We start from the raw sequence: 21,428 nt of genomic DNA, 5'->3' as shown, positions 1-21,428 counted from the left end.
CGTCACCCTCTGATGAGCCGGAGTGTTTTGTGCTAGTGCACGGGCACGTGCGGGGCCGCAACCTTCAAGCTTGCGCGGCCGCGACACCGTGCGCACTGACCGAAGGCTTGGATGACGGAACCCCCTCGCGCAGCGCGAGCGCGGCTTGCGTCCGGTTATCCACCTGAAGCTTCCGAATGATCCTGGAAACATGCGCCTCGACAGTGTTGATCGAGATGGAAAGCGACCGTGCGATCGCCTTGTTCGATTGTCCCTTGGCAACTTCGCGAAGGATCTCCAGCTGCCGCTCGGTCAAAAGGCCGGGCCGGATGCGATCCGGTCTTCCGGCGCCAGACACGCGGTGACCGTCGGACAACGCGAAGGGCAGAATGCGGTGTCCCTCGACCACCAGCGATATCACCGATCGGATCTCGGGCGCTGCCAGGGTGGGCGGTACAACCGCTGCGACATCGGCCGGAAGGCCGCGAACGCTCTCCAGCAGAGACGCGTCCTGAGGAAACAGAACGATACGCGGCGGCTCGGCTCTGTCCATGCAGGCCGCGATGCACTCGGTAAGGGCCTCGTTTGTCGTGTAGGACAACAGAACAACGCCAACATCAGGCGGGACATTTCCGGGATCGTCGGCAGCGACGTAGTCTAGCTTCAGCTCCGCCAGAATGAGCTCCAAAGCGGATCTCACCAAAAAGCATCCCCCCAGAATGCCGACTGTCTTCTTGTCAAAATTACTCATTAAATCCCCCAACTCATCTTGAAATTACACCAGGCCAACACCGTCACCAAAAAACCGTCTGTCAGTGTTCCGGATCGGCCCATGGGCCGAAGCGCCTGAAATCGTCTTAGTCCACCGCGATATGCGCGGCGGGTAGTGCAGGTACATTCGCAGGTCTCAGCTCCAACATGGACGCGTCAGAAGTCGGCCGCGCCTGCTGAGCGGTTCGTGTGCTCTGCACCTGTTCGGCACGCTGCGCCCGTGCCGCTGCTGCGCGCGCGCCTCGTTGGTCCGGCAGCTCGAGCGCCTGACGCACGTAAACCAGTTTAGAGGCCGAGGTCGCTTGCGGCACATATACCCGGTCGCCGGCGCGCGCATGCTCGGCGGCTCCGGTCAGACCCAGAACAGTCGCAATGGCCACCGATTTTAGCAAAGCATCCATATCTGATCCCCCAACGACGAAAAATATCGTTCAACCTTCGGGCCGGCAAACCAGCCTTGAATTTCAATCTCGAAACATATTTTGCAATAAACGTACGTGATGCAACGTTGCCATAAATTCGCCAAAAGTTAACGCCAAGTCAAGTTTTTTGCGACTTGCAAACCAAAGCGTACCGGAGAACCCCACACGAATCACTCAATCAACCGGTTTCCTTGTAGGGGCAGTACCGGAATCGGTTACGCCCCCCACCCTGCCGCGAGGGTTTTCCCGCATCATCGACCCCCGAACCACCGGGACCGGTGCCGATAGGCCATGGGTGATCTCCAGAATGTCCCGCTGCCGCTGCGCTTCTTATCGTTGGGTATGCCGCGAGGACATCCTCGGGGTGGGTATGGATCGAAAAGGATTACAAAAATGAAAAAGCTTCTTTTGACATCAACAGCGATGGTCTTTGCGGCCGGTATGGCAACAGCTCAGGCAACCTCGACCGGTGCGGGCCTTGCCCCGGCAAACGCGAGCGCGGAAAGCAACACAGCCGCGACGGCCAATCAGGATGGTGGCCCCCGCAACAACTCACAAGCTCTCGACTCGGCTGGCGGCGGCAACGACGAGCAAGCCGATGCCTGGGCTGGCGCAGCTGGCAACGAAGCACGGGCTGTGGTCAACCTGAGCGCGGCAATTACCGCCGGTGGCGCAACCTCGGGTGGCATTCAGGGCACTGTCGCTCAGCAGCAGTCGAACGCCAACCTTCAGTTCCAGGTCGGCAACAACAACCAGGCTGTGAACATGCAGTCGGGCGTCCGCCAAGAATCGGCGACAATCCAGAATGGTGAAGCGAACACCGCGATCATCAGTCAGACCGACGCCGGCAACGAAGCCGCCATCGCGCAGCTGGGCGATAACAATGCGAACGCGATCTTCCAGGACGGTGACGATAACGGCGCTGCCGCCGCACAGGTCGGCAACGACAACTCGTCGGTCATCCTGCAGGACGGCAACCACAACATCGCGGCCAACTCGCAGTTCGGCAACAACAACTCGGCTGTGACGTTCCAGAACAATGGGGACAACACCGCGGCGCAGGTCCAGGTGGGTGACGACAACCTGTCGTTCATCTCGCAGGGTGGCGGCGCTTCCAACTCGCTGTCCGCGATCGATGGCACGATGCGGAACGTTGCAATCCCGGCAGGCTTGGCCACAATCGGTGCGGTTGCTGGTGCGGCGTCTCTGAACTCCGCCGCAAGCATCCAGCTGGGTACTGCGAACAAGAGCGCAATCATCCAGCAGGGCAACGGCAACCAAGCTGTCAACTACCAGAGCAACTGATAGGCTCTCCTTCTCAGCCTCGGCAGGGAAGACACGACACGACCGGGGGCGCCAGTTTGGCGCCCCCGTATCAACGCCTGATGAGGAGCACGGCATGAAGATGTTCCCAACCCTACTTCTGTTTGCGTTGAGCGCCGCACAGGCGAGCGCCACGCCGTCGTCCGAAAGCTGCAGCCTGCGCATGTCGGAGGACGGAAACTTCGTCACATTGCAGGGTGTCGTCGATCCGCAGATCTGGCCCCGTGGCACCTATGACATGACGATGGAAGTGCAGCAGGGCAGCAATAAATCCCTGTCGCGGCAGGCGGGCGCCTTCGGCGAAGGCTCTGCGTTCACGGACGGTTTTCTTGTTTTGTCGTCCACAACAGTGTATGTTGCAGATGGCGGCCGTCTGACTGTCACGCTCTCCATCGAAGACGGAAACCGCAACGCGTCCTGCTCTCTAGACTACGAGCGGTAGAGACCCGATTCGAAGGATTCAGATATGCGCCCCATGATAATTCTTGCCGCAACCGCCCTGATGTTGGGCAGCATGTCCGCCGCACAGGCGCAACAATTCGGATTTCAGGTCAGCAACGGACTGACGCTCGAACAGGTGGTCGTTACCCAGGAAAGCGCGTCGGCGGCCTCACATGGCGGCTCCGGCGATTCAAGCTCTTCGGCGGTCATCGCCCAGGGCGGCACAGGTAACAGTGCGGTCAGTTCGATCACGGGCAGCCTCAATTCAGGCACCCTAGTGTTGCAACAAGGCAACGCCAACACCACCGTGGCCGTGATCCAGAATTCGCCGGGCAGTGCCATCGCGCAAGCTCAACTGGGCAGCAACAATTATTCTGCAGCTGCCATCGTGGGTGGATCGGAAAACGGGATCGCATCGGCGCAAATCGGCAACAACCTCAGTAATTCCGTTGCCCTCGTGGACTCCGTAGGCACGAAGGTTGTTTACGGACAAGCAGGTCAAGGCTACAGTGGAGGTATTGTAGTACGCAATGCCCCTCGGGGCACTGTCGTCAGACTTAATTGATCCTGACTGCAGCATTCAGATTGCCTTGGTAAGTTGGTCTATATTTTAAACGATTGATGTCAAGGCGCCGCTCTGATTATTGCATATGGGCTGTTGCTTGAACGGAGGCCATCATGTTCACGGCAAGGAAGTTGACTGGACTAATTGCGGCGGCGCTGATGACCGCTGCCGGGGCCGCAACGGCGGGAGATCTGCTGTACAGACCCCTGATCCCGGCCTTCGGTGGGAACCCCGATAATTTCGGGTATTTGCTCAACACAGCTCAAATTCAAAATACGCATCTACCGCCCAGCAATGGTGGCGGCGGAGGCGGTGCGCCTGACATCAACTTTCCGCCCATCGTAATTGATCTTGGCGGCATTGGCGGCGGCGTGACGCCTCCTGTGACACCAGCAGCACCCGCAGCCGCGTCGGCCACGCCTCTTCCTGGCACAACGATCTCCAATTGACAGAAATAATAGACCGCCAAAAACGGCGGCGCTCAATGAGGGCAGCATGAAATCATTTCCTAGACTTTGCCCCAGACCTACTGCGCTTGCGCTGAGTCTTGGGTTACTGACGGCGCTTGGCGGATGCGGAGAGTTGGGCATGCAGTCCATCGGAACGCGTTTCGATCCCGATTCGGTCCCCCCGCTCTCGACCCCTGCGACCCATACTGGCTTGGCGCTGCGGCAATTGCCGCCGGCGAAAAAGACGATCGATGTCGCGATCTACAAATACGACGACAAGACCGGACAAAACGAAGAATCGGACAACTTCACCCGCTTCTCGCGCGCAGTGTCGCAGGGCATGTCGGATGTGTTGATCGACGTGCTGACCGAGGTCGGCGACGGCCAGTGGTTCAACGTGATCGAACGAGCGAACATCCAGGACCTCCTGACCGAACGCCAGTTGATCGACCAGACCAACCAGAATTACCGTGGCTTGCAGACGTCGGCGCTGCAACCGCTACGTTTCGCCGGGATCATCATTTCGGGTGGCGTGATCGACTACGACACCAACGTGATCACCGGCGGGATTGGCGCCCGGCTTCTGGGCATTGGTAACAACTACGAGTATCGCCGCGACCGTATTTCGGTCGTTCTGCGGGCGGTCAGCGTTCAAACCGGCGAAGTTCTGACATCGGTGCAAACCGAGAAGACGATCTATTCGCTGGCCGATCAGGTCTCGATCTTCCGGTTTGTGGCGGTCGACCGCCTGCTGGAGCTTGACGCAGGCTTCTCGGTGAATGAGCCCACGGGTATTGCGGTCCGTCAGGCCGTCGAGTTGGCCGTTTACGACCTGATCCTTGAAGGCGCCGAGGAAAATATCTGGCAGTTCCAGGATCCTGCGGTGCAGCAGGCGCTGATCGCGCGTCAGCAGAGACGTCTCGACCTCATCAGCGCGTCCGCGCAGAGACCTCAACCAGAGGTGACCCGGGCCGCTATGGCGCTTGACGAAGGCCCTGTTGCGACGCCGCTACGGATCCTGGCCGATGCTGATCGCTGACAGGTGCACGTTTGCCTTCGGGCTGGCCATGGCCGCTCTTTGGGCGTCCTCGCTACAGGCCCAGGAGGCCGTGACCTTCGATAAGGCCAATCGTTCTACGGTCGGCGATTGGGCTGTCGAGTGCGTCTCGGGCGCAAGCCCCGCTGACGGTGGGTGCCAGCTCTACCAACGTGTTTTGACGCAGGATCCGGGCACCGCCGCGATGATCGCCGCAATCGCATGGTCCCCGCCGCAAGAGGCGCTTCTCGCCCAAATCTCCCTGCCACTCGGCAGCGATCTGACGCAGCAGCCCACGCTGAGCATTGATGGCGTGGTTGCGGCCAGCTTTACCTGGTCGCGATGCGTGGCCAGTGGCTGCCTGATCGAGGCCGCGCTCCCGGAGGCGCTGGTCAGGGCGCTTGCGCGAGGTCAGACCGCAAGTCTTACGGTTGTACAGCCGAACGCGGGCGGAATTGCCATCCCGCTGTCGCTGAACGGTTTCGCCGAGGGCTTGGGCCGGATCATGCCGGAAGACGCCGCCAAGGCTGTGGTCGCGGAAAACGCTGAATAATTCTGCGAATACCCTGCCAGCATTGTCGGGCTGACAGCTACGGCGCGGGTAAACTGCACCTAGCGACAATGAAAAAATCCGGGCTGAAGTCACGCATGAAGTTGATCCGCCAGGGCAGGTTTAGATTTCGGGTAGACCCGAGCGGACCTGACAACGAACTTCATGCATAGGTGAACGAACACGCCCCCTGCCCTACCCCCTGCCGCGCTCTCGAAGCGAGAGCAATCCGGCCTGCACACGCCGTCTGGCGCTAACTTTGCCCAGCCGTGTCCAGCCGTTTTCAATCGGCATCGCCGCGGGTAATCCGCGCGCCCAGACGCTTCATCAGAGGTTCGAAAATCGGAAAGGACGTGCCGATTGGCGCGCCGTCGTCGAGGCTGACCGGTTTGTCGGACGCCATACCAAGGATCATGAAAGACATGGCAATGCGGTGATCCAGATGGCTGGCACAGATAGCGCCACCCGGCACGGCGCCGTGACCGCGTCCGTGAACGATCCACCAGTCCGGGCCGTCTTCGACCTCGACCCCGTTGGCGCGCAGGCCGCTCGCCATCGCCTCGATCCGATCGGATTCCTTGACGCGCAACTCTGCCACGCCGCGCATGACCGTCGCGCCCTCGGCGAAGGCGGCAACGACCGACAGCACCGGGTATTCGTCGATCATCGAGGCAGCGCGGGCTGGATCCACCTCGATCCCCTTGAGATCGGGCGAGAAGCGCGCGCGCAGGTCGGCAACAGGCTCGCCGCTCTCTTCGCGGGCGTTTTCATAGCTCAGATCCGCGCCCATCTCGCGCAGCGTGGTAAAGAGGCCGGCGCGCGTCGGGTTGAGGCCAATATTCGGCACCAGCACGTCCGAGCCGGGCACGATCAGCGCAGCGCAGACGGGAAAGGCCGCCGAACTGGGATCGCGCGGTACGTCGATGGTTTGCGGGCGCAGCTCGGGCTGGCCGGTCAGGGTGATCACGCGGCCTTCATCCGTATCCTCGGTCGTGATGGTTGCGCCGAAACCCGCCAGCATCCGCTCTGAGTGATCGCGGGTCGCTTCACGCTCGATCACTACTGTCTGGCCGGGCGCGTTGAGGCCCGCCAGCAGCACTGCCGATTTAACCTGCGCAGAGGGCATGGGCGTCGTGTAGCGCACTGGCACAGGGTCGGCAGCGCCGACGATGGTCATGGGCAAGCGGCCGCCTGCACGGCCATAGCTTTGCGCACCGAATAGCGCCAGAGGATCAGTCACGCGCGCCATTGGCCGCTTGTTGAGGGACGCATCGCCGGTGAAGGTTGCAGTGATAGGAGATGTGGCCATCGCGCCCATGATCAGGCGTACGCCAGTGCCGGAATTACCGCAATCGATGACTCCCTCGGGCTCGGCAAAGCCGCCGACACCCACGCCATGTACCGACCAGGAGCCGCCGCCGTGATCCGTCACCTCGGAGCCGAAGGCCCGCATCGCGCGGGCCGTGTCCAGCACGTCATCGCCTTCCAAAAGGCCGGTGATGCGCGTCTCTCCCACCGCCATTGCGCCCAGGATCAGCGAACGGTGCGAGATCGACTTGTCGCCCGGGACATCCGCGGTGCCGGTCAGCGGGCCGCATTTGGCCGAACTCATGGGGATGGGATTGCCGTGGCCTGACATAAGCGCGCCTTTACCTGAAGTGTGTTGCAACTCTGATAGCGCACCGCCGCATGGCGGTCCATCGCGCGATCAGTCCTCGCCGCTGTCCTGGCCCAGCGACAAGGTATACGCGCGCAGCCACGTCATGAAGCCGCGCGGATCGCTCTGCAGCATCTGCATCCGTTCGTCCGAAACGGGCTTGCCCACGACAGGCTTTTGCGGGCGATTACAGGCATGCACGACCTCGTGCAGCAAAAGGCCCTGCCGCAGCGTGACCGAGATGCGATTGGCGATCTGGTACCAGCGGCTGTTGGCACCGGGGAAATATATCGGGACCACCTTGGCACCCGAGCGGCGGATCATTTGCGCGGTAAAGACGTTCCACTCGCGCTCGACGGCGGGGCCGAACATCGTATCGGACGACGCGACAACGCCCGAGGGAAAGACGCTGATCAGCCCGCCCTCCTTGAGATGGGCCATCGCATTGGCGCGCATCTCGACCGATTTGCGCTGCGCGTCCGGCTCGTGCGGGAAGGGCACCGGGATCATGTAGCTGGCGGCCACCTCGTCGATACCCGTCAAAAGGGCGCGCGTCAGGATCTTGTAATCGGTGCGGCGGCGCCCGATCAGATCGGCGAGGATCATGCCATCGACCAACCCGTGAGGATGATTGGCCACCGCAACGACCGGGCCGGTGAGCGGTATGTTGTCCAACTCGTCTTCCGGCGTCAGCAGGTCAATCCCCATAGTGTCAAGCGACGCGCGCCAGAAAGGCTGGCCGGTAGGCGCGCCGCGCCGCTCGAAATCGCGGATCATGCGGATGATCGACAGCTTGCCGGTCATCCACTCAATGCCGCGGATGATAGATGCGGTCAGGGGCGGATCGAAGGAATTGGAATATGTCAGGCTGCGCCTGTCATATTTGGGAAAGGTCATCGTGGAGCCGCCCGGCGCGCCGTGACCGCCGGCCTCCGTGCCGGATTGGCCGTGCACCTGATGTCGGTCGTCGCTATGTTCGATTGCCAAAGTGGACCGTTCCAATCCGTCACTCAGCGCACTGAGGCGCTACATGTCTTCGCCGAACTTGGCCGCGACGAGGGCGGCCACCGCATCGGCCAGCGCCTCGGCATCGGGGCCGCGGGTTTCGACGTCAATAGTGGTTCCCATCGCGGCTGCCAACATCAAAAGGCCCATAATGCTGTCGCCGCTGGCCGATTGCCCATCATGCGAGATTTCCGCCGTCGCATCGAAGCCTTCGACGACCTCAACCAGCTTGGCCGAGGCGCGGGCATGCAGGCCCTTGACGTTGACGATCTCCAACTTGCGCGTCACCGGTGCGGACATAAGCTCAATCTTCCACTGAAATATTTTGGCTGTCGATATATTTGCGCGCCGCATAGAGCGCGTCGCGTACCGCATCGGGCAGTGCCTTGTCTCGCGATTTCGCCAGCTTGATCAACATCGGCAAGTTGGCGCCGTAAAGCATGCGGCGATCGCCGCTGCGGCAGGCGGGCATCGACAGGTTCGAGGGTGATCCACCGAACATATCTGTGACCACAGCCACGCCAGCGCCGCGATCCACCTCGCTGGCGGCAGCGCTGATTTCCGCAGCTTTTGCTTCGCGATCATCGCCGCTTTCGACGGAAATCGCGCGGATGCCGTTTTGAGGGCCAACGACGTGCTCAATCGCGGCCAGATACTCTCGCGCCAAGCCGCCGTGTGCTACGATGACGATGCCAATCAACGCCCTTAAATCCTTGTAACTTTTGCCCTGCCGCATACGCCGGACGCGCAGGATCTCTTGGCCATCATGGCCGCGCCGCATTCAACAGGCCGCGCTCAAGCTCTCGGTGCCTAATTGACACCTGCCAGCCCTCTTGCGCAAGGGTCCGCGCCAAAGTTTCCGCCATGGCAACCGAGCGGTGCTGCCCTCCGGTGCAGCCAAGCGCGACCGAGAGGTACGATTTACCCTCAGCTTCGAAAGCGGGCAAGAGCAGCTTCATCATGCCTGTAAGGCTATTCAGGAAGTCGTCAAAGCGAGGATCGGCGGCGACATAGGCGGCCACCTCCGGCGCCTGTCCATTCATCGCGCGCAGCTCCGGCTGCCAATAGGGATTTTGCAAAAAGCGGCAGTCGAACACCATATCAATGCCGCGCGGCAAACCCCGCTTGTAGGAAAAGGAATGAACCGACACGGCAAGGCGCGCGGCATCTCCGGGGGTGATCCACTGTTCCAGTTCCGCGCGCAGCTGCTGCGGGCTGAGCTCGGACGTGTCGATGAGGATATCGGCGCGGGTGCGCACGGCCCGGAGCAGATCCATCTCGCGCACAATTCCCACGAGCGCGCTTTCGGCGGGGGCCAGGGGATGACGGCGGCGCGTTTCGGAAAAGCGGCGCAGCAGCACGTCCTGATTGCAATCGACAAAAAGCAGCTGGACGTGCCGGTCGCCGCGCGCCTGAAGGCGGTCAACAGCGTCTATCACCGCCTCGGCCGAGAAATCGCGATTGCGCGGGTCCACGCCCAATGCCATGGGCCTGGCTGGCGCCGACGGGGCTGCGACATCGCTGTCGCTAGGCCCCAAAAGCCGCGGCAACAGGCTGAGTGGCAGATTATCGATCGCCTCGAAGCCCATATCCTCCAGCGCGTGGATCGCGGTGCTACGCCCGGCGCCCGAGGGGCCGGTCACCAGCACGACGGGTGGCTCACTGCGGTCCGGGCGCTGAGATTCAGAAGTCATCGAATGGGTGTCCTGACTGGGGCGCTTCAATCACTTCGCCCGTACTTGAGATAAAGATGAAGAGCGGCTGGAAAATGCCCTGCGTCAACACCGCGCACCAAAGGCAGGGCAACGCCCAGCAGATCCTCCGTCTCGTCGGGCGGCAATCTGGGGGCATTCGGCGTGGACCCATAAGGGGGCAGATCCACGACCAGCACCGCGCGCGCCGGTCCGGCGGCGGGCGCATTCAGAATACCGACGCCGCGCGCCTCCAGACGTCCGCGGATCGTGTCCGGAGCATCGACGATCAGATCGTTGCCCTCGCGGTGAATGCAGGTTTGGTCATCGGCAATCAACTCCGCACCCAGCGCGATCATTTGCAAGGCCAGCGCGGATTTACCGCTGCCCGAAGGGCCACGGATGATGGCCGCCCGCCCGTCGACAGCCACACTTGTCGCGTGCAGCATCAGAGGCTGCGGACCCGCCATGGACTCAGACCGGCAATCCGACGACGAACCGAGCGCCCAGAGGGTCCGACGTGATATCGGCATCGGTGGGGCGGATATTCTCGGCCCAGATCACGCCACCATGCGCTTCCACGATCTGTTTGGAGATGGCCAGGCCGAGGCCCGAGTTGTTGCCGAAATCATTCGCGTCGCGCTGCGAATAGAAACGCTGGAATATCTTGGTCAGCGCCTGATCAGGAATTCCGGGCCCAGTATCCTCGACCACGATCAGCACGCGGTTCTCGCGGCGGCGCGCCCAGAGACGGATCGCATCACCCTCCTCGCAAAAACTGGTCGCGTTGGAGATGAGGTTGACGAAGACCTGCGCCAGACGCGCCTCCAGCCCGTTGATGACGATGGGATTTTCCGGGAAATCGGTGATGAACTCGATACCCTTCTCGCCCGCCTGCTGGCCCAGATACTCGCCCAGGTTACGCATCATGGTCAGCAGATCGAAGGCTTCTTCCTCTTCCTTGACCAATTCGCTGTCGAGGCGCGAGGCGTTGGAAATGTCGCTGACCAGCCGGTCAAGGCGGCGCACGTCGTGGTCGATGACATCGAGCAGTTTCTCGCGCTGATCCTCGCGCTTGGCCACGCGCATCGTGCCGACGGCACTGCGCAGGCTGGCCAGGGGATTCTTGATCTCATGCGCGACATCCGCCGCGAACTGCTCATTCCCGTCGATCCGATTATAGAGAGCGGCGACCATGCCTCGCAAGGCGCCCGACAGGCGCCCGATCTCGTCCGGGCGAGCGGTCAGGTCGGGGATACGAATCCGCCCCGCTCCCTGCTTGCCCCGGTTGCGCGCGCCGCCGATTTCGGCGGCGGCGGCCAGATCGGCCAAGGGGTGCGCGATGGTCGAGGCCAGGATCAGACTGAGGCCAATGGAAACCAGGGTCGCGATCAGGAACATCTGCAGCACGCGCTCATGCTCGGACATCACCAGATTGTCGATCTCGCCCGTCGCGCTGACCATCGACACGACACCCACCACGGTGCCGTCCTGTTCGATCGGGGTGGAGACGACAAAAACCGCGCCGCCATCCAGCTCGCCAGTAGTCACTTGCGTGCCCTCGGCCAACGCGCCCGGAACCTGCGCGCGCGCCAGCTCTTCCATATCGGGCAGCGTCTCGGCGCTGCTGTCCGTGAAAGGCGTTGAAAGCCAGTCCCATACCCGAGCCATCGCGTCGGTTATGACAGTCGGCTGCCGGTCCGCACTGCTGGCGGGGCGGCTGGCCTCGCCAGTCATACGCCCGGCCAATCCGCCAGTCGTGTCGAACACGAATACCTCGGCCCCGTCCTGAACGTCGATCGCACCCAATGTGCCTTCGACATCGACGCCATCGCCTGTGATCAGGTTGACGGGCGAGCGGCCGGGCATCTGGACCTCGAACACATTTGCGACGAGCTCGGCCTCGCCTACGAGGCCGCTCATCCGCTGCACGGCAAGCCCGTCGCGCGAGGAGTTGAGATAGAGAATGCCCGCGACGAGAATGTTCAGCGCGATCAGATTGAAGATGATGATCTTGCGTGTCAGGGGCGAGTCGCGCAGCGAAAAGAAGCCGCGCCGCGCCCGGCGCGCACGCAACTCTTCCTCGACCACGTTATCGGGGGCGACAAAATCGTCGCCAAGGACTACGTCGCCATCCCGTCCTTGTGCCGCATCGCGCACGTCAATCCCCTCGGCCAGCGTCACGTTTATTCTTCGTTATATCTGTAGCCTATGCCGTAAAGCGTCTCAATCGCCGAGAATTCCGGATCGGTCTGCCGCAACTTCTTGCGCAGACGCTTGATGTGGCTGTCGATAGTCCGGTCGTCGACATAGACCTGATCGTCATAAGCGACATCCATCAGCTGATCGCGGCTCTTGACGAAACCGGGGCGCTGCGCAAGCGCCTGCAGCAATAGGAATTCCGTCACGGTCAGCGACACGTCAGAGCCCTTCCACGTTACCGCATGGCGCAGCGGGTCCATGCGCAGCTGGCCGCGCTCGATCACCTTGCCCTCTTCGGCATCGGCGGCGGTCACATGGCCCTCCAGCGCGTCCTGGCGACGCAGAAGCGCGCGGATGCGCTCGACCAAGAGACGCTGCGAAAAAGGCTTTTTCACATAATCATCCGCGCCCATGCGCAGACCCAGAACCTCGTCGATCTCGTCATCCTTGGAGGTCAGGAAAATGACCGGCATTTGGGACTTCTGACGCAGACGCTGCAGCAGGTCCATTCCGTCCATGCGGGGCATCTTGATATCCAGAACCGCCATGTCGGGCAGCTTTTTGGAAAAGGCGTCGAAGGCCTGCTGGCCATCATTGTAGGTCTCGACCTCGAAGCCTTCGGCCTCGAGGGTCATGGATACGGATGTCAGAATATTCCTGTCATCGTCCACAAGGGCGATTTTGGACATGTCGTCATTCCTTGTACTGCTCAGATTGCCTGATTTTTTTCATAACTATGCCGCTGTTTGCACTTAGCGATCAATCCCAATTCGCGAATCACCTGCGTTTATCAGTCCATTTGGGGCCGATTTTCGTAACCAATGGCTAATATGACTCACATATTTCGGCCAAATTCGCTGCAAATCCCGCGTATCGGCGGCGATCAGCCCCGATTGCGCTAACGGCAATTTGATTGCGCTAACCTTCTCAAAGTCGCCTGTTCAATCCGTTGGGCCCCATGCTAAGAGGCCCGCGTGACCCGGCGTGGTCTGCGCGAAGACGTGTCCGAGGATGCGCCCCGCACACCGCGCCAACTGGGCGGCCAGGATCAGATATCGGAGAGAGAGTGTCATGACATTGGGACGGGTTAACCCGAAATTCCGCCTTGAGGATCAAGGGATCGATGGGCTGGAAAGCGTGCATTACAATCTGATCGAGCCCGCATTGATCGAAGCCGCGCTCAAGAACGGCGAAGGCGCCCTCGGCCGCGGCGGCGCTTTTCTGGTGTCGACCGGCAAGTTCACGGGCCGCTCGCCCAAGGACAAGCACGTTGTCGCGACAGACAGCGTCAAGGATACCATCTGGTGGGACAACAATGCCGCCATGTCGCCGGAAGGGTTCGATGCGCTCTACGACGATATGCGCGAGCACATGAAGGGCGGCACCTACTACGTGCAGGACCTCGTCGGCGGCGCCGACCCCGCGCATGCCATCAAGGTGCGCATGGTGACCGAGCTGGCCTGGCACGGCCTTTTCATCCGCCATCTGCTCCGCCGCCCCGAGCGCGAGGCGCTGGACAATTTCGTCGCCGATTTCACGGTCATCAACTGCCCCAGTTTCCAGGCCGACCCGGCCAAGCATGACTGCCGCAGCGAGACGGTTATTGCGATGAATTTCGACCGCAAGATCATCCTGATCGGCGGCACGGAATACGCCGGCGAGAACAAGAAGTCGGTCTTCAGCCTGCTCAACTACCTGCTGCCCGAAAAGGACGTGATGCCGATGCACTGCTCGGCCAACCACGCCAAGGGCAATCCGGTCGATACCGCCATCTTCTTCGGCCTGTCGGGCACCGGCAAGACGACGCTCAGCGCGGATCCCGACCGCACGCTCATCGGCGATGACGAGCATGGCTGGTCGGACCGCGGCACCTTCAACTTCGAGGGTGGCTGCTATGCCAAGACGATCAACCTCGACCCCGAGGCCGAGCCCGAGATCTATGCCACCACGTCGAAATTCGGCACTGTCATCGAGAATATGGTCTATGATGAAGAGACCAAGGAACTGGATTTCGACGACGACTCACTGACGGCGAACATGCGCTGCGCCTACCCGCTGGAATACATCTCGAATGCCAGCGAAACAGCTGTGGGCGGGCATCCCAAGAATATCATCATGCTGACCTGCGATGCATTCGGCGTGCTTCCGCCGATCGCGCGCCTGACGCCGGCGCAGGCCATGTATCACTTCCTGTCGGGCTTCACCTCCAAGGTCGCCGGTACCGAGCGCGGCATTACCGAGCCCGAGCCGACCTTCTCGACCTGCTTCGGCGCGCCCTTCATGCCGCGCCGGCCCGAGGTCTATGGCAACCTGCTGCGCGCCAAGATCGCCAAGCACGGCGCGACGTGCTGGCTGGTCAATACCGGCTGGACGGGCGGCGCCTACGGCACCGGTAGCCGCATGCCGATCAAGGCAACGCGCGCTTTGCTCACGGCGGCGCTCGACGGCTCGCTGGGGGATGTGAAGTTCCGCACAGATGCCAATTTCGGCTTTGAGGTTCCGGTGGACGCGCCCGGCGTGCCCACGGTTTTGCTGGACCCGCGCCGCACCTGGGACAAGCCCGACAGCTATGACCGCCAGGCGGCCAAACTGGTCAAGATGTTCGCAGAGAATTTCGAGCAATACCTGCCGCATATCGACGAAGACGTGAAAGCCGCGGCTATCGGCTGAAGACGCTTTGCGCAACATTTATAGGGCGCGCCTCATTGGCGCGCCTTTTTTAATGGGCGCAGGTGGTGTTTTTCGGGGCTTTGCCCCGGACCCCAGGATATTTGCAGCAAGAAGAAACTGGGCGTTTCATCCTTCCATCTTCCCCGGTGCTGGAGGGGCATGATGCGGATCGGCCCGCGGACGTGTATAGACGCAATATGATCGCGCAGTTGCAGCGCGCAGCGGAGAATGGTCAACCGGTTTGGGGCCGATACGAGGCACGATGTGGCCGCGGTGAAGTATCCAAGGCGCAGTTGGCACACAATTACCCACTGCGCATGTCTCTGCGATTGCCCCTCACATCGTGCTTCGGCTTCGCTCAGGCGACAAGCGACGGGAATTTGTGCATTTTGGGTATCCGTAGAGGAACCCCGGTTGGCGGTGGCGCGTTACACCATGTTACCGTGTGCGTGCACAGGCCGACAGCAGGACGATGGAAGGACAAGCGACATGGCATATTTTGAAAAATACGAGACGCCCGCAGATCTCTTGCGCGACGACAGCCTCAGCCGTGATCGCAAGATCAGGATGCTGGAGCAATGGCGGGACGACAAGAAGGATTACATGCGCGCGACAGACGAAGGCATGGAGGGCGTTGACCGCAGTGAGTTGCTGAGTCAGATCAAACTGGCCCTCGTCAAGCTGCAAGACGACCCGTTGGTTTAACGCTGCAGAGCGTTGTGCCATAAACCACACAGGCCAGTGTGACACGCTTGTAAGCAAGCGTTGTGATGGCCATATCTACAGCATGACGATGTTCAGCTTCCACGGGAGGTCCGCGCAGCGCGCAGGGCAATCACTGAACCGCCGGCAACCCCGGACGGACGGGCGGGTACGCCTTGTCACGATCCGGGGCTCTTGATCACGTGCATTCTATCAAACGACATCGCAAACCTTCCGCAAGGCACCGCTGACCATGCGCAATGCATGTTCGGGCAGCGAAAGAAGCGTTGCGATGTCATGTTCTGGATTGGAGAAAACAATGTCGGTCTACATCACACGGGACATGGTCCGGCGCGCGTCCTACGCAGATCGCCACTATGGCGAGCAGAGCATTCTCGCACCGTTCGCCCGCTTCTTGTCACGCGCATGGCGCCAGCGGCGTGCGATTGCGGCGCTGGAGGCGCTGGATGATCACATGTTGCGCGATATTGGCCTTGAACGGGCCGATATCCGCGAGGCTGTGCGCGATCCGCAGAGGTTCCGCGCCGGTGCGGCCCGCCGCGCGGCACTGCGTGGATACGGGCGGAGCGAACCGCGCGGTGGATATGCACCCGTCCGCAATACGCCCGCGTAACCGCAGGGCGCGCCCCGGCCATCGGCCGGGGCGCTTCGCTCACTTCGCATAGCGCGCCGCCGTCAATCCGTCGAAGGAGATTTCCGGCGTCTTGCCCAGAACCACATCCGCGACCGCCCGGCCCGACCCGCAGGCCATGGTCCATCCCAGCGTGCCGTGGCCCGTGTTGAGGAAAAGGTTGTCATATTGCGTCGGTCCCAGCACGGGGGTGCCATCCGGCGTCATCGGGCGCAGGCCAGTCCAGCCCTCGGCGCGGCTGATATCGCCGCCCTTGGGGAAAAGATCGCCGATGACATGCTTGACCGTGTCGGTCGCATGCGGCCCGAGCCGGTTGGAATAGCCCGCGATTTCGGCCTGCCCCGCGACGCGGATGCGGTCGCCAAGGCGCGTGATGGCCACTTTGTGCGTTTCGTCCATCACCGTGGATTGGGGTGCGAAGGCGTCATCGGTCACGGGCAAAGTCACCGAATAGCCCTTGACCGGATAGACCGGCAGCTTGACGCCGATGGGGTTCAGCACATTCACCGCGTAGCTGCCCATTGCGCAGACATAGGCGTCCCCACTGATGCGCCCTGCGATCTCGGTGTCGATGCCCGCAATGCGTCCATCCTCAACGGCGATCGCCTTGATCGTCTGACCATACTGAAATTCGACGCCCATTTCGGCGCATTTTTCGGTGAGCGCGATGGTGAACATGCGGCAATCGCCGGTCCGGTCCGCCGTCAGGCGAAGGCCGCCCACGAACTTGTCGCGTACCTCTGCCAGCGCCGGCTCGACCGCAATGCATTCGTCCCGGTTCAGCACCTCGTAGGGCGAGCCGTATTCGGCCAGCACCTCCTGATCGGCCTTTGATGCCTTGACCTGTTTTTCCGTACGGAAGAGTTGCAATGTGCCTTGCGCGCGCCCGTCATAGTCGATCCCGGTCTCGGCGATCAGATTTGGCATGACATCGCGCGAATAGCTGGATACCCGCACCATCCGCCCCTTGTTGCGGCGGTAGCTCTCTTCATTGCAGTTGCCCACCATCTGCACGCACCATTTCCACATGGTCGGGCTGATCAGCGGCCAGATAAAGAGGGGACGACGCTTCATGAACATCCACTTGACGGCCTTCATCGGGATGCCGGGCGCGGCCCAGGGCGAGGACATGCCGTAGCTCAGCTGGCCCGCGTTCGCATAGCTGGTCTCAAGGCCCGGTCCGGTCTGGCGATCGATGACCACGACCTCCGCGCCCTCTTTGGCCAGATAATACGCAGTGGTGACGCCGATAACGCCCGCACCCATGACAACGACTTTCATTTCAAACGCCTTTCCGTTTCATTTCGGCAGTATGCAGCCGCGGTTCGGGTCTTTCAAATGCGGCGGTGATTATTTCCAGATAAAGGCACAGATGCCGCCGCAAGGCTCTGCCGCGCGGCCTTTGCCGGGTCACGTCGCGGATGCCTGAACAACCTCGATCCGGCGATAGGGTGCGATGCTGCCAGCCTTGCGCAGCGCATCATCGACCAGCGTGAATACCTCATCCCGGCAGTCGATGTCGCGGTCAAAGCGCGACAGCCAGTAGCGCAGCGCATATGTGATCCCGCCTTCATCGTAGGAGGTGACGCGCACATCGGGGGCCGGCTCCTGCTGAATGAGCTTTGCCGTCCTGAGTGCGTCCAGCATGACTTGCCGCGCCTTGGCGATGGACATCCCGTGATCCAACGTGATGCTGATCTGTGCGCGATATTCCGGCCGGGGCGCGGAATAGTTGGTGATGGTTTGCCGGGCGATTTGGCTGTTGGGCAGGATCGTATAGGTGCCGTCGCGGGTCAGAAGCCGCGTGGTGCGCCAGCCGATTTCGATCACCTTGCCGCGCGCCAGCGTGTCGATATCCACCCAGTCGCCGATGCGGAACGGGCCTTCGACGCCCAGCGCGATCCCCGACAGAATGTCCGCCACGACGTTGCGGATCGCAAACCCCAACAGCGCCAGCACAAGGCCAGAACCGGCAAGCGTGCCAAATGCGCCCTGCCCCATGAAAAGCGAGATCGTCGCCACCAGCGCGACGATAAAGAGCAGCGCGGTGATCATATCGGTCAACAGGCGCGGATAGGGCCGTCGCCGCCCCGGCGCCCGGTCAAGCGCAAGCGCCGCGATCCGGGCGACCAGCCAGGCGGAGGCGAAATAAGCCGCCGCCGTCAGGCCGCGCGACAAAGCCTCGTCATCCGCTGGCAGACCCGCGGTAAATGCAGGAAACAGGATGAGAGCCAGACAGACTGCCGTCAGAAGCACGGGCCAGAAAAGCCGGTATAGATGTTGCTTCGCACTCATGACCTGATCCCCGTGCCCTTGTCCGAGACCGGATGGCTGAGCCCCGCGGTTTGGCAAAATGCACACCCGCCTGCCCAGATGCGCGCACGGGTGGCGCCACACTGATGGCAAGCCGGTACGGCCTCTTCCGGCCGGTCTATGGTTGCCTTGCAGATGGGGCAGCGGCCCGCTGCCGCGCGCGGCAGAAGTTCGGCGCAATTGCTGCAAACCGCTCGATCGGTACCGTAACTCATCTTGCTGTCTCCGAATGAAGTTTGGCCTTTGGGGCGACGGGGCGCGCTGGCGTTTTTGACACCCTTCTCAAGCAAACCCGCCGCACTATCGGGCGGGCGCTCTTCCGACACATTCAGCTCTCGCCGTTTTCCGCGGACTGCTCGACCCGTATCACTGTGAGCGTTCGTCGCTGGTTTGCCCGAGTGTCCCAATGGAACGCCGCGCCCTCGGCAAGGCCCAGCAGGGCAACCCCGATGGGCGTCAGGACCGACACACGGTCCAGCGCGATATCCGCATCCTCAGGATAGACCAGCGTAAAGGCTTTTTCCTGGCCCGTAGTTTCATCGCGATAGGTCGCGGTGCTGCCGATGCCAATCACCTCTTTGGGCATCTTCGACGCCGGCACGATCCGCGCCCGATTTATTTCGTCGAAAAGACGGTCGGCCAGTGCGGGATTGCGCACCATCGCCCCGTCGGCCAGCGCCTCGATACGGGGCAGATCGTCCGCGTTCAGAACGATGCGCGGCTGGCGCGAGCGGCTTTTGGGTGCAGTGGTCGTTTGAGGAGACAACATTTTATCGTGCCTTTCATGATGTGACAAAGTCTGGCTGAAGAAGGTCGAAGGATCAGGTGGTTCGGCAGGTAGAAATTGCTGTCAGACCGGGCGCTGCGCCTTACACTGGGCGCAGCGCGCAAGTGGCTGTTGAGACATCGATCCGCTGTGAGAAGCGGTGCAGGAGCGTCGCGCACCGATATCCACCACCATGCGATGGGACTGCGCATTCGCATTGCACAATGCGTCCACGCCTCGTGCGGACCGAACTGCCGGAGCCGCTTGGTGGCTAGCTGGGCGCGTGCCTCAACGTTCGGTATGATTGGAAATGAAGGTCGATCATGAAGTATCCCCTCGGCCGCTTTGCGCCATCTCGTCGTTTCAGAATGTCGAGGAGCCCCGGGAGGATAGGAAAGACGCGAACGCGTTTACACCGCCCGGGGAAGCGGGCGGGTCAGCAGTAAAAATCGATAATGATCTGCATGTACCAACATATACTTCATGTAGGCACGCGATTGCGCGAGGTCAATCGACCGTGACGGTTCGGGCTGCGCAATATGCCGATTGGCAACTGCATCGGCGCCTTTGCGCCGAGCCCGCGGGCGGGCGCGCACGGCGGCTTGCAAGATCGCCCTCGCGCCATCAGCTATGGGATATGATGATGCTCAGAGTTCATAAGAGGCACCTGCCCGGCGCAGGTAACCTTCTGAACCGCCCATAGCCCCGAGCGGGCGGGCGATATGCCTGCTGCTGCCTCGGGGTTTCGTCAGATCCATTCACCTCACCCGTAACGGACGATCCGATGACGTGCAGCCGCGCAACCGCGTCGGCGATGCGCGCTTGGTCGATCCGCCACATCGTCGCTCAGGACAGGAGGATAACATGTCCCGTCACCTCGCTTTCCAACCCCGCCCCTTCATCGCTATCGCTCGAAAAACGACGCGGCTCACAGATGCCATTGGACACGCCCTTCGTTCCGCAGCGCGAAATTGGAAGCGGCGCAAGATGATCGCAGCGCTGGACGCGTTGGATGACAGAACTCTGCAGGAGATCGGCGTGCACCGCGCCGAGATCGGGCGCCTTGTGGAGACACTCGACGATCGCGAGTTGGTGATGCGCCCCGTCAATCAAGGCGACAGAACGGCTGAGCCCGTCCAGAGAGCCTATCTCAAAGCAGCGTAAGCGATTGATTGCAGCCGCCAGTCAGTCGAACACTAAAATTCGGCGCATTCTTTGGAAGGCGCAAACTGCGGGGCGTCTCGGACATCGGGACTCATGTGCCGGGATGACCTTAACAAGAGCGGCGTTTGGCGATGGAGATGTGCCATGACAGAGAAACTTATCCTCGCCCCTATCGGTGATTTTCCGCAGGACGACGCCGTTTTGGCCCGCGCGCTGGAGCTATGCGCGGCATCCGGCGCGCGGCTGATCGCGGTTCATTTCGTCGATCTTCCCGCAGGGGCGGGTGATATCGCCAGCGTGGGCAGCCAGATGGGCCAGGCCGCCCTCGCCGCACGCGACAAGATCGGCGCGGCGCTCAGCCGCCTGCAGGTTGATCCGGGCCAGGTGGAAATGCGCGTCGAAGCGGGATCGCCCTCCTTGGGTCTGATCGACATTTGCGACGCGCTTCGGCCGGGCCTCGTCGTCATGCGCGCACATCAAAAGGTCAGTATCGCCGACAAGCTATTGGGCTCGACAACCGACAGGCTCATCGCTTCTGGCTGCCACCCGGTGCTGGTGGTCAAACGCGAGGCAGATGACGCCTACGGCAAGGTCATCGTGGCGACGAACGGCCACGACGACGTGGAGCGATCGCTCCGCTGCGCGCGCAGTCTGTTGCCATCCGCCTCGCTCACCCTTGCCGAAGCGGTTCAGATCCCCCCGCCCCTCGAAGGTGCGATGCTCAGAAGCGGCACGGACCAGGCCGAGCTGGCATCCTATCGCCAGGCCCTGGCGCGCGATGCACAGCAGCGGCTGCGCGATATCGCGGCGGCCTTCGCCCCGGATGTGAAAACGAAAATCCTGCGAGGCGCATCCGCGACGGCTTTCGCGCGGGCGGCGCGACTGGTCAAGGCAGATCTCATCGTCGTCGGTCCCGGTCGCAACGGCCTGATCCGCCGGGCGTTCATCGGCAGCGTGACCCGGCGCCTTTTGCGCGATGCGCCCTGCGATGTGCTGGTGTGCCCGCCCGCAGCCCCTTGCCCCTGAGCCGGCACGCCGGGCCGGGAACTGCCGGGCTGCCATGTTTCGGC

The 21,428-nt window shown here is 61.9% G+C and carries 24 protein-coding genes; 11 read left to right on the top strand and 13 right to left on the bottom strand.

The genetic code is table 11. The annotated features are described in order from the left end of the window. Positions 1 to 64: 64 nt before the first annotated feature. Both BW975_RS06850 and BW975_RS06845 read right to left on the bottom strand, forming a co-directional pair. On the bottom strand, positions 65 to 730 hold the full coding sequence (locus tag BW975_RS06850; protein WP_076532132.1) for a helix-turn-helix domain-containing protein: 666 nt from the start codon (positions 728 to 730) through the stop codon (positions 65 to 67). A 106-nt stretch (positions 731 to 836) separates the two neighbouring features. Continuing rightward, positions 837 to 1,151: a hypothetical protein gene (locus BW975_RS06845; RefSeq protein WP_076532130.1), complete on the bottom strand. Its 315-nt coding sequence runs from the start codon at positions 1,149 to 1,151 to the stop codon at positions 837 to 839. A gap of 414 nt (positions 1,152 to 1,565) precedes the next feature. Between BW975_RS06845 and BW975_RS06840 the strand changes: the two genes are divergently transcribed. From BW975_RS06840 to BW975_RS06815, 6 genes are all read left to right on the top strand, one after another. After that, on the top strand, positions 1,566 to 2,477 hold the full coding sequence (locus BW975_RS06840) for a hypothetical protein (RefSeq protein WP_076532128.1): 912 nt from the start codon (positions 1,566 to 1,568) through the stop codon (positions 2,475 to 2,477). 94 nt (positions 2,478 to 2,571) lie between these two features. Next, positions 2,572 to 2,937 (top strand): curli-like amyloid fiber formation chaperone CsgH, encoded by a 366-nt coding sequence (gene csgH, locus BW975_RS06835; RefSeq protein ID WP_076532126.1) that lies wholly within the window; start codon positions 2,572 to 2,574, stop codon positions 2,935 to 2,937. 24 nt (positions 2,938 to 2,961) lie between these two features. Further along, entirely contained in the window at positions 2,962 to 3,501 is a 540-nt protein-coding gene (locus BW975_RS06830; RefSeq protein ID WP_076532124.1) for a hypothetical protein, read from the top strand. Between the two features lie 113 nt (positions 3,502 to 3,614). Next, on the top strand, positions 3,615 to 3,950 hold the full coding sequence (locus BW975_RS06825) for a curli assembly protein CsgF (RefSeq protein WP_083687004.1): 336 nt from the start codon (positions 3,615 to 3,617) through the stop codon (positions 3,948 to 3,950). 139 nt (positions 3,951 to 4,089) lie between these two features. After that, positions 4,090 to 4,989 carry a CsgG/HfaB family protein gene (locus BW975_RS06820; protein WP_076532120.1) on the top strand — a complete coding sequence of 300 codons (900 nt, stop codon included), beginning with the start codon at positions 4,090 to 4,092 and terminating at the stop codon, positions 4,987 to 4,989. Then, the gene (locus BW975_RS06815) at positions 4,976 to 5,539 is read left to right on the top strand and encodes an invasion associated locus B family protein (protein WP_076532118.1); all 564 of its coding nucleotides are present in this window, start codon (positions 4,976 to 4,978) and stop codon (positions 5,537 to 5,539) included. Before BW975_RS06820 ends, BW975_RS06815 begins: the two co-directional genes overlap by 14 nt. Positions 5,540 to 5,819: 280 nt before the next feature. Here the strand turns inward: BW975_RS06815 and aroA are convergent, their stop codons facing one another. The 8 genes from aroA to BW975_RS06775 form a co-directional block, all read right to left on the bottom strand. Further along, a complete protein-coding gene (gene aroA, locus BW975_RS06810) occupies positions 5,820 to 7,175 on the bottom strand; it encodes a 3-phosphoshikimate 1-carboxyvinyltransferase (RefSeq protein ID WP_076532117.1) in 1,356 nt (451 codons plus the stop codon). A gap of 69 nt (positions 7,176 to 7,244) precedes the next feature. Next, positions 7,245 to 8,090, bottom strand: coding sequence for a lysophospholipid acyltransferase family protein (locus BW975_RS06805; RefSeq protein WP_076533478.1), 846 nt, complete (start codon positions 8,088 to 8,090; stop codon positions 7,245 to 7,247). Positions 8,091 to 8,219: 129 nt separating this feature from the next. Then, positions 8,220 to 8,498 carry an HPr family phosphocarrier protein gene (locus tag BW975_RS06800; RefSeq protein ID WP_076532115.1) on the bottom strand — a complete coding sequence of 93 codons (279 nt, stop codon included), beginning with the start codon at positions 8,496 to 8,498 and terminating at the stop codon, positions 8,220 to 8,222. A 4-nt stretch (positions 8,499 to 8,502) separates the two neighbouring features. Then, positions 8,503 to 8,898: a PTS sugar transporter subunit IIA gene (locus BW975_RS06795; RefSeq protein WP_076533476.1), complete on the bottom strand. Its 396-nt coding sequence runs from the start codon at positions 8,896 to 8,898 to the stop codon at positions 8,503 to 8,505. 64 nt (positions 8,899 to 8,962) lie between these two features. Further along, positions 8,963 to 9,892: an RNase adapter RapZ gene (gene rapZ / locus BW975_RS06790; RefSeq protein ID WP_076532114.1), complete on the bottom strand. Its 930-nt coding sequence runs from the start codon at positions 9,890 to 9,892 to the stop codon at positions 8,963 to 8,965. Positions 9,893 to 9,918: 26 nt separating this feature from the next. Further along, entirely contained in the window at positions 9,919 to 10,338 is a 420-nt protein-coding gene (locus BW975_RS06785) for an HPr kinase/phosphorylase (protein WP_244512488.1), read from the bottom strand. A gap of 25 nt (positions 10,339 to 10,363) precedes the next feature. Continuing rightward, entirely contained in the window at positions 10,364 to 12,073 is a 1,710-nt protein-coding gene (locus tag BW975_RS06780; protein ID WP_076532111.1) for a sensor histidine kinase, read from the bottom strand. Positions 12,074 to 12,075: 2 nt separating this feature from the next. Beyond that, entirely contained in the window at positions 12,076 to 12,780 is a 705-nt protein-coding gene (locus BW975_RS06775) for a response regulator transcription factor (protein ID WP_076532109.1), read from the bottom strand. 382 nt (positions 12,781 to 13,162) lie between these two features. Between BW975_RS06775 and BW975_RS06770 the strand changes: the two genes are divergently transcribed. From BW975_RS06770 to BW975_RS06760, 3 genes are all read left to right on the top strand, one after another. Continuing rightward, positions 13,163 to 14,761, top strand: coding sequence for a phosphoenolpyruvate carboxykinase (locus BW975_RS06770; RefSeq protein WP_076532108.1), 1,599 nt, complete (start codon positions 13,163 to 13,165; stop codon positions 14,759 to 14,761). Positions 14,762 to 15,250: 489 nt separating this feature from the next. Beyond that, positions 15,251 to 15,466: a hypothetical protein gene (locus BW975_RS06765; RefSeq protein WP_076532106.1), complete on the top strand. Its 216-nt coding sequence runs from the start codon at positions 15,251 to 15,253 to the stop codon at positions 15,464 to 15,466. Between the two features lie 316 nt (positions 15,467 to 15,782). Next, entirely contained in the window at positions 15,783 to 16,097 is a 315-nt protein-coding gene (locus BW975_RS06760) for a DUF1127 domain-containing protein (RefSeq protein WP_076532105.1), read from the top strand. Positions 16,098 to 16,136: 39 nt separating this feature from the next. On the opposite strand, the gene BW975_RS06755 is transcribed toward BW975_RS06760, so the two are convergent. The 3 genes from BW975_RS06755 to rnk all read right to left on the bottom strand — a co-directional run bounded on the left by BW975_RS06755 (position 16,137) and on the right by rnk (position 19,197). After that, a complete protein-coding gene (locus tag BW975_RS06755; RefSeq protein ID WP_076532103.1) occupies positions 16,137 to 17,396 on the bottom strand; it encodes a D-amino acid dehydrogenase in 1,260 nt (419 codons plus the stop codon). A 129-nt stretch (positions 17,397 to 17,525) separates the two neighbouring features. After that, positions 17,526 to 18,410, bottom strand: a complete 885-nt coding sequence (locus tag BW975_RS06750; protein WP_076532102.1) for a mechanosensitive ion channel family protein — start codon at positions 18,408 to 18,410, stop codon at positions 17,526 to 17,528. 346 nt (positions 18,411 to 18,756) lie between these two features. Continuing rightward, positions 18,757 to 19,197 carry a nucleoside diphosphate kinase regulator gene (gene rnk / locus BW975_RS06745; protein WP_076532100.1) on the bottom strand — a complete coding sequence of 147 codons (441 nt, stop codon included), beginning with the start codon at positions 19,195 to 19,197 and terminating at the stop codon, positions 18,757 to 18,759. 984 nt (positions 19,198 to 20,181) lie between these two features. Here rnk and BW975_RS18440 point away from each other — a divergent pair. Beyond that, positions 20,182 to 20,358: a DUF1127 domain-containing protein gene (locus BW975_RS18440; RefSeq protein WP_170846536.1), complete on the top strand. Its 177-nt coding sequence runs from the start codon at positions 20,182 to 20,184 to the stop codon at positions 20,356 to 20,358. A gap of 144 nt (positions 20,359 to 20,502) precedes the next feature. Next, positions 20,503 to 21,384, top strand: coding sequence for a universal stress protein (locus tag BW975_RS06735; RefSeq protein WP_076532097.1), 882 nt, complete (start codon positions 20,503 to 20,505; stop codon positions 21,382 to 21,384). Positions 21,385 to 21,428 lie beyond the last annotated feature (44 nt).

Source organism: Roseovarius nanhaiticus (assembly GCF_900156535.1).
Classification (GTDB): domain Bacteria; phylum Pseudomonadota; class Alphaproteobacteria; order Rhodobacterales; family Rhodobacteraceae; genus Roseovarius; species Roseovarius nanhaiticus.
Note: the sequence above shows the minus strand (reverse complement) of the source record. Positions and strands in the feature narration are given on the sequence as shown.